Genomic DNA, 12,911 nt, shown 5'->3' with positions numbered 1-12,911 from the left:
TCGGTTAATAATATCGCTCTAGAAACTCGGCCGGGGTAAACGCTAACGCTTTCCTGCTCTGTAGAAAATCTTTAACGTTATGGGTAATAATAAAATCTGCATTGATCCTCTCTGCGGTTGCACACTGTATTGCATCCTCAAAGTCTTTCCACTCCATCGCAGATGAAAGTTGGAGATCAGCTTCAGACAACGCAGCAATATGAAAAACCAATTGTAGTTTTTTAAAACATTATGGATGTCTTTAGGATCCAGTTCTTTTCGCATCACATAAACAAGATTGGCGAGAGTAAGCGCAGAAACATATCCATCTACTTCACCTGTTTCACACAGTTTCCAGATAAGAGACGAGTTCTTCATATGAGGCTCCCTCGCCTGCAAAACGTCCAGCAGGATAGTTGCATCAATCAGCAACTTCATACTTTTCTCTCAATTCTTTATCCTTTGCTTCATCCGGATTAAAATTGCCCTTTAAGACCCCTGTGAGAGAATCAGTCAGGTAAGAAACAGCCGCATCTTCAGGGATGAGACGCGCAACCTGTTTTCCATTCTTTGTAATAATGATCTGCGTTCCTTCCATTACGATACTTAAGTACCTGCCGAAGTTGTTCTGTAACTCAGCAGAACTTACTGATAATACATCTGGCATATGTACGGCCTCCTTCTGAATCTGCTGAGCTTGAGCGGAAATCTGCAGATATTTAACTGGGAAAGGGATGGATTTTCCTGCAGAAAAACAGATTCTGCAGGAACAGTTTAACTACGGGAGGGACATCTGTCAGTACCCACAGGGAAGAAGGATTCCATGGCCATACTTTATCTGGTAATTCAGGGATGCTGGGTACTGTGTGATTTTCGGGATATTTAAAAATTTGAGGGGATGGTGACCTGCATTTCAAGGTGATGGGGTTGCCATCTTTTATGTATGTCTGTGAAAGTTTAAGACTCTGGGGTTTGCTTTTTTTGTACAGGTATTGTTCGAATTGGATGAAAAAGACTATCCTTCAGGTAAAGGAGGAATGTTGAGCTCCTGGCAATAATAAAAGCTGGCATCCCCAAACCCTTCGCAGTCCAGCACATGCCAGCGACTCCATTATAGACCTGTCTGATGATCATGATTCATTGTCATTTGCACAAGCTCGTGGAGTTTGTTAAGAATCGCCTGATTCATTCCTCAAACGATTCTTCCACACAGGAAATCATTACAAGAGCTGTTCAGGTCTTTTATGATCAGTCGGTTTCCGAACTGATTGTGAATAATGGCTATCTGTATTACGCAAAGTACAGCAGAAGATTTACCATTCTTGATCATACTGTGCCACTGATCATTAAGCGTGTTTACCGGAAAGGCTCGTCTGCAGATGCAGTTCTGCTGTCTTTCATGATCCCCTACAGCAGCCGCACCGCGGACGATTTTACCGCTGTTCTTACTTCATGCGGGGATCGTTCCTTTACCGTTGAAGAAAGCGGTAATTCCTTTGACTATGACGCTGTACGGCTGATCCGCTGGAAGTTCAACCGGTACTGGCAGAGTATTCTCAATACCAGGCGCATTTACCTCAATACGGATATAACCACGAATTGTATTACCCTGCTTGGCAGGCAGTTCCTGCAGAACAGAAAGCTGCGCTGCCAGCTCGTTTTCACATGACCTCTTTTTCTCACAGCAGGAATATCAAAGAAGCCTCTGCGTTCCTATTCTGAGGGCAGAAGGGATGAAAGCCGATCAATACCGAACGAAGGAACGTTTCACCTCATCATTTTGAAGAAAAGCCCTTCGTTCATCATTTTGATTCGGCTTTCCGGAAAGGAATTCATGCATGGTATACGGTATTCAATCGATTCCCTGCAGAATCAGAGGTCATCGGTATGTCTCTTAACACGAATAAAGAGGACATCATGGAGCTCTTCGGCCTGGAAGACAGTGATGTGGAGGACTTCCAGTATCAGAACTTGAATGGAAATGCACAGATCTCAGTCCGGCTCGTTCCGCACTATGAGCCCTGCCCGGAATGCGGCTGTAAAACTCCAAGGATCAAAGATTATTACTGGAAGAAGATTACGCACAGTGTTCTTTCTGATCGTAAATGTACGCTGCTTTACCGGGCCAGACGATATGTCTGTCCGGTATGTCATCGAACCTATGCAGAGAAGAATCCATTCTCCTTTGGCAGTATGAGTATCTCCGCATTCACGGTTCAGAGAGTGCTCACGGATCTGAAGAACTATAACGAGACATTCTCTTCCGTTGCGCGCAGGTATCATCTCTCTCCTGCCACAGCTGCCTATCTGTTTGATGATCACGTCAGTCTTCCCAGGAAACCTCTGCCGGAGATGATCAGCTTTGATGAAGTCTATGCCTTCCGCAACTACAGCGAGAAATTCGTCTGTGTTCTTATGGATTTCCAGAGACAGACGCCCATTGATTTCCTGAACTCCAGACGGGAAGATCGGCTGCTCAGCTACTTTATGAAGATCCCGCTGGAAGAGCGGAAGAAAGTCAAAGCCTGTTCCTTCGATATGTACGATACCTATCGAACGGTCATGAAGAAGTGTTTCCCGAACAGTATCGGTATCGTGGACAGATTCCATCTCTGCCAGGAACTGGGACGCCAGACCGACAGTGTTCGAATCCGTGCCATGAAAGGAACCACAAAAGGTTCCGATGAATACTATCTTCTCAAGAAGTTCAACTGGATTCTCTACAGGCATTCCGACAGCAGCACAAAAGATGGTAAGAAGCTGTTCGATCCAAACGGACAGAGAAGATATAACAATCATTTCAAATTTCCGATTAACTACTATGATCTCCGCGAGAAGCTCCTGAAAATAAGCCCTGAGCTGATGGAGTCATGGAATCTGAAAGAAAAAGTATACGACTACTATGAGACCGCCACGCCCAACGATAGGGAGCAGAAACTGAACGAACTGATTACGGAGTTCAGGAAGTCTCAGGTACCGGAAATGCGTCACTTCGCCAGCACACTGACCAAATGGCGGACCGAAATCATCAATTCTCTTACTACCTACGGCTACATCTACAAGGTCGATTCCAAGACCGGCAAACCCAATGCCTATCATAAGCGGATGACCAATGCGATCATTGAAAACCGAAACTCAATCTGTAAGTGCATCAAGAAGAATGCGAACGGCTATCACAACTGGGACAGATTCCGCAACCGCCTCATGTACGTTCTGGACAAGGATGCGACCTACTCATTGAACCCGATACACTCGAATGTCACAAAAACGGCGAAATAAAAACTTGGCCTCACAGCTGTTCAAACCAGTTGTAAGGTCATGTCTTACTTCAGATGACTCGGGCGCTGAGTTCATGATTATGGGGCGCCAGTTACCCCAGAGATTTATCGCTCCGGTTTGACTCTAACCCCACACATTTCAAAAGCGCCGATTTTCGCTCATGTGCGAAGTACATAAAAGCCTGACCGCAGTGCGACCAGGCTGATGTTGATAAGAATGGATTTTTGCTGACTTGTGGTGAAGCAGTACAGAAGGTTTGGAATATTACCGATTGCGGTTTTCCCACATTGCATCCGTCGCCTGGCGGATGCCGTTGGTGACCGTCGCAATCTCTTCGCTTGTCCACGTCGCTTTATCACGGCGCAAGAAGCTGGTTGCGTCGATGCGGTTATCAAACACACCGACCGGCAGATGATAGGTTTTGCCATGTGCGTTGACTGTGACTGTACCTTTGACTTCACTGTGGTCAATCAGCCACATCATATCGTCGCAGCCGTAATCGCCGAGCATCACATCCAGCGGCACACCATGGAACAGATTGCTCGACTGATCCGTATTGCCTTCGGAACGGGCAAAGTTCTTGGCGCGGCTTTGCTCAGGCGTCACAAGAATATAGAGAATGACCGCATGTTCCAGCAGATCATTGGCAAGATACGGAAGCGAAAACTGATAGCCCATCGTACCGGATAGCGGCATCGTGCTGCCGTCTTTTCCGCCCCGCGAACATTCAATGATCAGCGTCTTGTTGTCAAAGCTGTCTGGATACTGTGCCTCAAGGTCTGTGATGATCTTCTTTGCCGGCGCCTCTAATTTCTTTGCGATAGCGTCTCTTACATCATCCGGTAATCCGGCAATCCGGGCATCGAGTCCCGCACCCATCGCCGCCTTGTCCATCCGGTCAAACAGATACAGCGCATAGCTGTCCGGGCTTACATGAACCCGGTTATGGAGATTGTGATAATCCTCATTCAGCAGATTGATGAACGTCGCCCAGTCGCGGCCGTCGATCAACGGCTTGTCGTTGCTTGGATAGAAGATGCGGGGCTGATGGACCGCTTCCAGAGCCGTGTCGATTTCACGCATGAAGTTGACATAGGGATAATCATCCAGCTGCAGATTGGCGCCGATATGAAACTCCTCTTCCAGACGTTTGGGTTCGACGTTGGCCAGGAAGTTGCGCACTTCCGACTTTCCGCTTGCCGGCAGCGCCTGCAGAAGAATGGTCTGAAATACTTTGGACATGCTTGTTACCTCACTCATTGACAACGTGGATATTGAATTCCGGATCAAATTCAATGACCGGGTGGTTCTTGAACCAGGCCTCGGCAAGATCCGTAAAGCTGCTGTCGATCGTCTTCAGCGTCTCACACTGCTTCAGTACATGGAAGCCACCGCCTCCTGCCGCATGGTACGAATTGACACAGAGGGTAAAGGTGCTGTCCTCCGTGATCGGGTTACCCTGGTACAGGATCTCTTCGACACGTTCGCCGATTGGATTGGCAACGTTGATGCGGTAGTCGATGCCGCTGACAAGGTCGTAGTTTTCCGGATGAGCCGGATCTTCGCCGGCAACAATCTGAGCTGCGGCGTTGGCGCTCCAGTAGGACGCATCCTCTTCGAGGAATTCCTTCAGCTGTACGCCGGACAGCTTCTTGACGACAAGACGGTTGATGTAGGGATAGTTGGTAAACAGGGCTCTGCGTGTAATTGAGGCGCCAAAGCCTGTTGCGCCCTTGAATAGTGAGCAGGCTGCGAGCATGGCTCCGGTTTCTTCCATGGCAATATGATTGAAGAGGGTAATGGAAGGAGTGCCCTTGAGTCTGGCTTCATTTTCATTGGCGATGCGAAGATCCATGTTTGTTTTGGCCAGGGGCTCATCGAGCCACGCCTGACAATCCGCTTCTTCGCGTGCGATCAGCTTCATGATCGCTTCATCCGCTTCGCCATCGGCCCGGTAGATGACGGGTTCAATGGTATGGGAATCCGTTGCCAGATCAATGCAGATGAGTTCTCTGCCGTCGGCTTCCGTCTCGGCATATACCGTATTGTTATAGGTGCCGAGCAGATGCTGATGGCTGTGGCCGGCAATCAGGACATCGATGCCCCGTACCTGCTGCAGCATGGCATAGGCACAGTTGTCGCCCTGCATACAGCCGGAGCGGGAATCGGTCTTCGGATTGATTTCAAAGCTGCCGTGATAGACGACGATGACATAGGCGGGATTTTCGAGATGGCGAACGGCATCGACGGCATTCTGCACTGTTTCGATCGTATCAAGGAAACTGTAGCCTTCGATGTTTGAGGCCGGCTCTGTGTGCCTTGTGTCGGTGATACTGACACCGATCAGCGCAACCTTGACGCCGTCGAAGTCACGGATCACATAGGTCGGACCGAGCGGCGCATCGTGGAACGTGATATTGCTGGTGATGCAGGGAGCCTTAAGGGCCTTGAGATGAATGGCAAGGGCACGCTGACCGAGGCTGAAGTCATGGTTGCCCAGGTTGATATAGTCATAGCCCATGGCGTTCATGACAGCCGTCACGGGCGAAACCATTCGCTCATGCGCCACCGCATGGTAGCGGGTCAGGGCACTGCCTTCAATACTGTCACCATTATCAATGAGCAGCGTATTCTCATCACGCAGCTGCTGGATCAGTGTGCTGAGCTTGGCAAAGCCGCCGTCATATTCCTGACCATTCGTATAGAGATACGGAGTGATATGGCCATGCACGTCGCTGGTAGCTAAAATGCGGATCCGGTTTTTCATAGAACATCTCCCTTTAAGCGGTTTTTATTATACCCAGAAACGGAATCAATAGATGAAGCTATTTACGAATGACCATGTCAAGCATCGAGGTGATTGAGCAGAACATTTGCATGGTTTGCACGGTAGAACGATGTTCTGCTGCTCATCGATTCCGTCAGATAATGCCCGTCCACAAGCCGCTGGATCGTATTTTTTCTGAAGTAAGTGGAAGGCTTCAGACCGATATAATCGGCTATCTCACGTACTGAACGTTCTTTGTAATAGCAGTAGCCAAGAATCTTCAGATCATATTTTCCGGTTGTCAAGCCGGCAGTATATACATCGGCATATTCCTGATTTTTCGTCGCTTCCATAGCTGACGTTACCGTCAGATCCGGCAGACAGAGAGTGAATGAGGAAGCGTCACAGGAAACATACGGCTTATGTGCATCGTCCGCATTTTGATAATCCGATTCAATCTTGTCGAAGCCGCTGCCTTTTTCTTCCATAAGACGGCACAGTTCCAGGATCGAGCAGATTACTTCATTGCGCCGTCGGGGGATAATTGATGCAATATCTGTTTCCCTGTTCAGCCGCCGCACTCCCAGCAGAGAACCGGGTGAAGTAATTTCAAGCCGATCCTGAAAAATGTTGATTTCAATCTGACTGCCCTGGATGAAATAGTTGCGGTGCCCCACCGCGTTTACAATTCCTTCCATGACGGAACGCTGCGGGTAGGCGAAATAACTCTGACGCGTATCTGGGCGCTTGATAAATCCGTTTGCTGAATGATCCATAACAAAGTCGATGCCTTCCTGGATTCCGGTAAGGAGGTTTCCGATAAATTCCTTCTGGGCCAGAACGATATCACTCCCCTTGTCCAGCCCCTTCCAGAGAGTCATCACCATTCTGGTTTCCGGAGTCCGGCAGGAATCCTGAAACAGCAGTGCACCTTTGGAAAGACGGCGTTTCTCATTCATGAAGCCGATTGAGATCAAAGCCTTCTCCGTCACTTTGATTCCCGCAGATTTTAGCAACTGGTGAAATACGGAAAAATCCTGCGGCTGATAAGTCAGTTCTGTAAACGGCTGATCATAGGGGATATGCTCGCTCATAAGCACAAGGTCGCGGATCTGCTCGGGGGAAGCCGATTCAGTCCGACCGAAATTGCGCACATAGATGCCGAGAAAACCTTTACTGTGCAGAATCACAGGCAGGTCCTCGCTTGCAGAAACGGAAATTTTCAGAATATACCGGATCGGTGAAGTTTCGGGAACAGGAATCGATTCCATGGAATAGGAGATTGTTGGCTCGATTTTTTCGCGGATCTGCCGATGAACCATGCGGACTGTTTTGTCAGCCTCTGTATGATCCAGCGCAACAATTTTGTGGGACCGATCCTCGACTCCGACATACAGATCGCCGCCATCCGTGTTGGCAAAAGCCGCAATTGTTTTGAGCCAGCTGATCTCTTCCGGTGTCCCGCCTTTATTGACGCCTTCTTTTAGGATTCCTTTAAATTCCGTCTGCCTCGTTTCGAGGTTTACGCCCGGAATAAGCTCTTCTATCTGCATATTGCCGGCCTCCCTTCTGGTTCCATTATAAGGAAGCAGTGAAGTAAATGAAGTAAAACTTCACTGCACTTCACTCAAAACTTCATTCCACTTCACTGCAACTTCACAACAAGTGAAGGAAAGAAACCCGGCCGGATGAATTTTTTCATCCGGCCGGGTTTGGAGATTCTTTGGTATTGATGTACTGGTGCAAGAGCGGCTGCTTATCGTCCGCTTACTGACGGCCGCCCGCCAGGCGCATGCGGATCTTGGTCGAGAAGTATTCGATGATGATGACCGCAATGATCAGTGCCAGCAAATAGGCACCGACCTGCGTCCAGCGCATCGCATTGATCGCAATGACAAGGGCGGAACCGATGCCGCCGGCACCGATGAGGCCCAGGATTGTCGCATCCTTCAGGTTGATATCGAAGCGGTAGATCACTGTCGAAATGAACGATGCGGACAGCTGGGGCAGGACGCCGCAGCGGATCTTCTGGAACGTGGAGCAGCCGGCTGCGTCCAGGGCATCGAGGATGCCCGTATCAAGATCTTCAATGGCGGTGATGTACATCTTTGAAATCATGCCGATCGAGCAGATGGACTGCGTAACGACGCCGCAGAAGGCACCCGGTCCCGTAACACGGATCCACATCAGAGCCCACACAAGGGACGGGATGGTACGGATCAGAAGAATCAGGACACGGAAGATGACGGCGACGGGACGCGGAACGATGTTGTTCGATGCCAGGAAGGAAACCGGAATCGCAAGGATGCCGCCGAACAGTGTGCCGAGAATGGCAATGGCGATCGTCTGGAACATCAGGTAGAGAATACCGGTTTCCGTCATGTCGGTGAACTGTTTCCAGTCCGGATGCACCAGACCGTAGATCGTGCCCTGTGCAATCTTGACGCCCTGCGACACGCCGTTGAAGTCGATGCCGCTGCGGCTCCAGATTACAAGGATCAGAACAATGGCGAAGATGATAATGTTGCGGACAAGATGATGGGGCTGTGCCTCATACATTTCTTCAACTGTCAGTTTCTTTTCACTCATGGAGTCACCTCAGGAAAGCTTGGAACGCAGCCAGTCAGAGAAGAAGTCAATCGCAACGACGAGAACAAACAGTGCCAGCAGGACCATGCCGAGTCCGCTGTAGTCACGCCAGCCGACACGTTCCGAAATCAGGATGCCAAGACCGCCGGCGCCGACGTAGCCAAGAATCGATGCGGCACGTACATTCATCTCGAAGCAGTACAGGCAGTGCGAAAGATACGTCGGCAGGATCTGGGGCATGCATGCTGCCCAGAAGGCTGCCATCGTGCTGGCGCCGAAGCTTGTCATCGCCTCATACGGCTTCATGTCAATCGTCTCGATCGACTCGTAGAGCATCTTGGAGACGACGCCGATGGTAAAGATCGTAATCGCAAGGAAGCCGGCAAAGGTACCAAGGCCGAAGATTAATGCACAGATATTGGCGATGACCAGGGTCGGAACGGAGCGAACAATCGCTAGGAACAGACGCACAATCGAGAGAACGACTCTGTTATGGACGATGTTGCTGGAAGCGATAATCGCAAGGGGCAGAGCCAGCAGGCATCCGACAAAGGTGCCGAGCAGCGACATCTGAATCGTATCGATCAGAGGCTGCCAGACGGAGTGTGCATAGTTGAAGTCGGGGCGGAAGATCTGGGCAAGAATTTCGCCCATCTTGGAGATTCGCGATGTGAGGGTGGACCAGTTGAAGCCGGTCACCTTCAGACATACGGCGACGACAATGATCAGGACGACAGCGATCAGCGGTCCGCGGGAGCGGGGCCGGTTGACCGTATGACCGTTGGGCAGCGTAACGAGCTGCGGCTTGAAGATGCGGTCAAACAGAGGGGCTTTGCGAACGTCGACTTCGGACATCAGTGTACCTCTGCCGTATTAGGGTCCGTGGACTTGGGGACTTCCTTGCCGTTGTAGACTTCGTCGAGCACTTCCTTTGTTACGTTGCTGGTGGGGCCGTCATAGACGACGTGGCCGGCACGGATGCCGATGACGCGTGTCGCATACTTGAGGGCGAGATCGACGTGATGGATGTTGAGCAGGATCGAGATATTCATATCCTTGTTAATGCGGGCAAAGTCGCTCATGACGACGTCGGCCATGATCGGATCCAGCGATGCGACCGGCTCATCGGCCAGGATGATCGAAGGATTCTGCGTCAATGTACGGGCCAGCGCTACACGCTGCATCTGGCCGCCGGACAGTTCGTCGCAGCGGGAATATGCCTTGTCGAGGATCTGGACCTTGTCGAGGTTTTCGAGTGCCTTCATCTTCTGTTCCTTGGAATAGATGCCGAAGAGCACCTTATACCAGGGCATGTCCGGGACATAGGAAGTAAGAACGTTGTTAATGACGGTGGAACGGGTGATCAGGTTGAAGGACTGGAAGATCATGCCGATGTGGCGGCGGAAGCGGCGCAGATCCTTCCCCTTGAGGGTCATGACGTCGGTCCCGTCAACGATCAGCTGGCCGTCCGTAATATCAATCATACGGTTGATGGTACGGATCAGTGTCGATTTGCCGGCACCGGAGAGGCCGATGATGGCAACGAACTCGCCCTGATCAATCTTGAGGTTAACGTGCTGAAGACCCTTGGTTCCGTTGGGATATGTTTTGGATACGTCTTTAAACTCAATCATGTTCTATCTCCTGCTGTGATCCATTTTAATCTATGAAGAAGGCGGGCTGAAGTTCAACCCGCCTCGATGGTTTGATTTATTGTGTGATGCGAATTACTCGTTGGCTGCTGCGACAGTCTCAAGACCCGTCTTGAGATCTTCGTAGTTGGCAGGATCGCCCTTGAGATAGCCGGTGTGGCTGTAGACGGAGATGATCTCCTTGCCTTCATCGGTGCCTGCGATCTCGATCATGGCATCCTGGAATGCGGACAGGAAGTCATCCGTAGCGACTACTTCGTGGCCGGCAGCCGGATTCTTGGTCAGGCAGACGGTATCGTTGTAGATCGGATCCGTAACAGCGAAGACGGACATCTCATCATAGATGGAAGCGGAGCGTCCGAAGCCTTGGTTGCCGGAATCATCGGTTTCGGTTGTCGGACGGGTCCAGTCATCTTCATAGTCCATACGACCGTCAGCGTAGCAGAGGACGATATCGATCGTCTCAGCAGCTGCCTGAGCGAATGCCTGCGGATAGGAGAGCTGTGTTGTGTGAGCAAGATCTGCCAGGGTCTTGCCGTCGTAGTTCTTCATGAGCCACAGTGTCGGGAAGATATAGCCCGAGGAAGACGTTGTGGAAGCGACTGCCCAGCTGCAGGAGTTGAGATCGTCCCAGGTGATTTCCTCACCGGCCTCGACCTTGGCAGCAATCTTGCGTCCGTTCTCGGACGGTCCTGCATACATCAGGCCGCGGTAGTAGGTAACCGGCTGGCCGGCGACACGCGTCGTAGCGTTGGCTTCGCCGTTCCAGGTCTTCGGATCCTCGGAGTCATTGCTCAGAGCATCACGGGTAGCCGTCAGGGCAAGCGTCGTATCATCGGAATAGTTTGCATAGGTCGAAGCAGGCAGCCATGCGACGTCAACGGAACCGGAAGCCAGAGCTTCGCCGGTAACGTTGTAGTCAGATCCGGCACCGACAGTGATTTCAATATCGCCGATGTCATATCCGCGCTTGGCCATCTGTTCCTTCAGCAGCTCCGGGAGCTTGGATGTGCCCTGCAGAATGGTTTCTGCGTCACGGGACGGAACAAACTGCATCTTCAGAACATCGATGGAACCCTTGGAAGCGGAACCGTCTGTTGCGGATGCTGCAGAAGCGGTCGCAGATGCGGAAGAAGATCCGCAGCCTGCCAGCATTGCCATTGCGAGCAGTGATACTGAGAGCTTTTTAAAGTTCATTTTTCCTCCAGCGTTTTCGAAAACGCAAGCTCATTATATGTGTATCTGAAATGTGAAAACAATGTGAAATATGATAATGGCTCCATTTTTTGTTGTGCCTGCTATGATCGGGGGTTTCGTTTCAGAGAATGCCGAAACAGTTTTCTGAAAATGAAAAATAGGTGGAAGAGGACTTGGGAATCATACATTCTGCGCCGCTATAATGGATTAATGGAAGCGAAGAAACTGTGGACACACGATTTTGCGATCATAACGGTAGGCACCGTTATTTCGATGTTTGGCAATGCGCTGACGGGCTTTGCGGCCAGTCTCATGGTGCTGGACTATACGGGGTCGACCTTTCTCTATTCCATCTGTCTGGCGATCTACACGGTGCCCCAGATTGTGATGCCCCTGATTTCGGGAGCGATTCTGGATCGCTTTTCGCGCAAGCGTGCCATCTATATGCTTGATTTTCTTTCGGCGGGTCTCTATGGGCTGGCGGCCCTGCTGGTGGCAACAAATCATTTTTCGCCGCTGCTTCTTGGTATTTATCTATTTTTGATCGGCTCGATTTCGAGCATCTATGCTGTTGCCTATGACAGCTTTTATCCGTTACTGGTGGCGGAAGAAAACTATCAGCGTGCCTATTCGATTGCGGCCATTCTGGAAACGATCAGTGCGGTTATGGTCCCGGTGGCGGCGTTTGTCTACAATCGATGGGGCATTGCGCCGGTGTTTGTGATTGATGCGATCAGCTTCTTTCTTGCCGCGAGCATGGAGACTCGGATTGGCGCCGATGAGAAATACATTGCGCGTCAGCGCAATACGCGCAGCGAGACAAAGGCGGCGCGGCAGGTCATAAAAGATATGAAAGAGGGGATGCAGTATCTGCATTCTGAAAGAGGGCTGTGGTATGTGACGCTCTACTTTGCGGCTTCCTCAATTGTCGGCGGCTGTTCGACGGCGCTGACGCTGCCGTATTTCCGTGAGACGTATGCCAATGGGGAATATGTATATATGGTCGTCTGGGGTATGGCACTTCTGGGACGGGCGCTGGGCGGCAACTATCACTACCGCCATACGATGAGGCGGCAGAAGAAGTATGAAATTGCGCTGTTTGTGTATGTGGCCACGAATCTGATTGAGGGTCTGTATCTGTTCTGCCCGGTGCCGGTGATGGCGGTGCTGTGCTTTGTGAGCGGTGTACTTGGCATTACGAGTTATACGATCCGGGTATCGGGGACGCAGGCCTATGTTCCGGACGAAAAAAAGGGCCGCTTCAACGGCGCCTTCAATATGCTTAATACGGCCGGCGCACTGATTGGTGAAGTGAGCGGCGGCGCATTGTCACAGACGGTCGGTTCGCGGCTGGTGATCCTGCTGTATATGCTGGCATGTGCGGGTGCGGCCGTCATTTTCATCGGGCTGCACCGCAATGCGGTTTCAAAAATTTATAATCGCTGAGA

The 12,911-nt window shown here is 50.8% G+C and carries 11 protein-coding genes and 1 pseudogene; 3 read left to right on the top strand and 9 right to left on the bottom strand.

The features are described 5' to 3' along the window. Positions 1-4: 4 nt before the first annotated feature. Positions 5-357, bottom strand: a pseudogene (locus C1714_RS02850) (type II toxin-antitoxin system VapC family toxin). 43 nt (positions 358-400) lie between these two features. After that, entirely contained in the window at positions 401-646 is a 246-nt protein-coding gene (locus C1714_RS02845; protein WP_102341769.1) for a type II toxin-antitoxin system Phd/YefM family antitoxin, read from the bottom strand. Positions 647-1,105: 459 nt separating this feature from the next. Here C1714_RS02845 and C1714_RS02840 point away from each other — a divergent pair, with 459 nt between their 5' ends. Further along, positions 1,106-1,648: a hypothetical protein gene (locus tag C1714_RS02840; protein WP_102341306.1), complete on the top strand. Its 543-nt coding sequence runs from the start codon at positions 1,106-1,108 to the stop codon at positions 1,646-1,648. Between the two features lie 218 nt (positions 1,649-1,866). After that, the gene (locus tag C1714_RS02835; protein WP_102341307.1) at positions 1,867-3,258 is read left to right on the top strand and encodes an ISL3 family transposase; all 1,392 of its coding nucleotides are present in this window, start codon (positions 1,867-1,869) and stop codon (positions 3,256-3,258) included. 264 nt (positions 3,259-3,522) lie between these two features. On the opposite strand, the gene C1714_RS02830 is transcribed toward C1714_RS02835, so the two are convergent. The 7 genes from C1714_RS02830 to C1714_RS02800 form a co-directional block, all read right to left on the bottom strand. Continuing rightward, the gene (locus C1714_RS02830; protein ID WP_102341768.1) at positions 3,523-4,500 is read right to left on the bottom strand and encodes a hypothetical protein; all 978 of its coding nucleotides are present in this window, start codon (positions 4,498-4,500) and stop codon (positions 3,523-3,525) included. A 10-nt stretch (positions 4,501-4,510) separates the two neighbouring features. Then, positions 4,511-6,025, bottom strand: coding sequence for a bifunctional metallophosphatase/5'-nucleotidase (locus tag C1714_RS02825; RefSeq protein WP_102341767.1), 1,515 nt, complete (start codon positions 6,023-6,025; stop codon positions 4,511-4,513). A gap of 77 nt (positions 6,026-6,102) precedes the next feature. Continuing rightward, complete coding sequence (locus tag C1714_RS02820; protein ID WP_102341766.1) at positions 6,103-7,578, bottom strand: RNA-binding domain-containing protein; 1,476 nt, start codon at positions 7,576-7,578, stop codon at positions 6,103-6,105. Between the two features lie 214 nt (positions 7,579-7,792). Next, on the bottom strand, positions 7,793-8,614 hold the full coding sequence (gene phnE / locus C1714_RS02815; protein WP_102341765.1) for a phosphonate ABC transporter, permease protein PhnE: 822 nt from the start codon (positions 8,612-8,614) through the stop codon (positions 7,793-7,795). A gap of 9 nt (positions 8,615-8,623) precedes the next feature. Next, positions 8,624-9,469, bottom strand: a complete 846-nt coding sequence (phnE, locus tag C1714_RS02810) for a phosphonate ABC transporter, permease protein PhnE (protein ID WP_102341764.1) — start codon at positions 9,467-9,469, stop codon at positions 8,624-8,626. Next, complete coding sequence (gene phnC / locus C1714_RS02805; RefSeq protein WP_102341763.1) at positions 9,469-10,248, bottom strand: phosphonate ABC transporter ATP-binding protein; 780 nt, start codon at positions 10,246-10,248, stop codon at positions 9,469-9,471. The genes phnE (C1714_RS02810) and phnC overlap by 1 nt, the downstream gene beginning before the upstream one ends. Before the next feature lie 93 nt (positions 10,249-10,341). After that, positions 10,342-11,463, bottom strand: a complete 1,122-nt coding sequence (locus C1714_RS02800; RefSeq protein ID WP_102341762.1) for a PhnD/SsuA/transferrin family substrate-binding protein — start codon at positions 11,461-11,463, stop codon at positions 10,342-10,344. A gap of 210 nt (positions 11,464-11,673) precedes the next feature. Between C1714_RS02800 and C1714_RS02795 the strand changes: the two genes are divergently transcribed. After that, positions 11,674-12,909 carry an MFS transporter gene (locus C1714_RS02795; RefSeq protein WP_167849906.1) on the top strand — a complete coding sequence of 412 codons (1,236 nt, stop codon included), beginning with the start codon at positions 11,674-11,676 and terminating at the stop codon, positions 12,907-12,909. Positions 12,910-12,911 lie beyond the last annotated feature (2 nt).

The organism is Galactobacillus timonensis (assembly GCF_900240265.1).
Taxonomy (GTDB): Bacteria; Bacillota_I; Bacilli_A; order Erysipelotrichales; family Erysipelotrichaceae; genus Bulleidia; species Bulleidia timonensis.
Note: the sequence above shows the minus strand (reverse complement) of the source record. Positions and strands in the feature narration are given on the sequence as shown.

Excerpts from the sequence above, each read along its gene's own strand:
- phnE (WP_102341764.1), bottom strand. The coding sequence starts at position 9,469 with ATGTCCGAAGTCGACGTTCGCAAAGCCCCTCTGTTTGACCGCATCTTC.
- C1714_RS02820 (WP_102341766.1), bottom strand. The coding sequence starts at position 7,578 with ATGCAGATAGAAGAGCTTATTCCGGGCGTAAACCTCGAAACGAGGCAG.
- C1714_RS02800 (WP_102341762.1), bottom strand. The coding sequence starts at position 11,463 with ATGAACTTTAAAAAGCTCTCAGTATCACTGCTCGCAATGGCAATGCTG.
- C1714_RS02825 (WP_102341767.1), bottom strand. The coding sequence starts at position 6,025 with ATGAAAAACCGGATCCGCATTTTAGCTACCAGCGACGTGCATGGCCAT.
- phnE (WP_102341765.1), bottom strand. The coding sequence starts at position 8,614 with ATGAGTGAAAAGAAACTGACAGTTGAAGAAATGTATGAGGCACAGCCC.
- C1714_RS02840 (WP_102341306.1), top strand. The coding sequence starts at position 1,106 with ATGATCATGATTCATTGTCATTTGCACAAGCTCGTGGAGTTTGTTAAG.
- C1714_RS02845 (WP_102341769.1), bottom strand. The coding sequence starts at position 646 with ATGCCAGATGTATTATCAGTAAGTTCTGCTGAGTTACAGAACAACTTC.
- C1714_RS02830 (WP_102341768.1), bottom strand. The coding sequence starts at position 4,500 with ATGTCCAAAGTATTTCAGACCATTCTTCTGCAGGCGCTGCCGGCAAGC.
- phnC (WP_102341763.1), bottom strand. The coding sequence starts at position 10,248 with ATGATTGAGTTTAAAGACGTATCCAAAACATATCCCAACGGAACCAAG.
- C1714_RS02835 (WP_102341307.1), top strand. The coding sequence starts at position 1,867 with ATGTCTCTTAACACGAATAAAGAGGACATCATGGAGCTCTTCGGCCTG.
- C1714_RS02795 (WP_167849906.1), top strand. The coding sequence starts at position 11,674 with ATGGAAGCGAAGAAACTGTGGACACACGATTTTGCGATCATAACGGTA.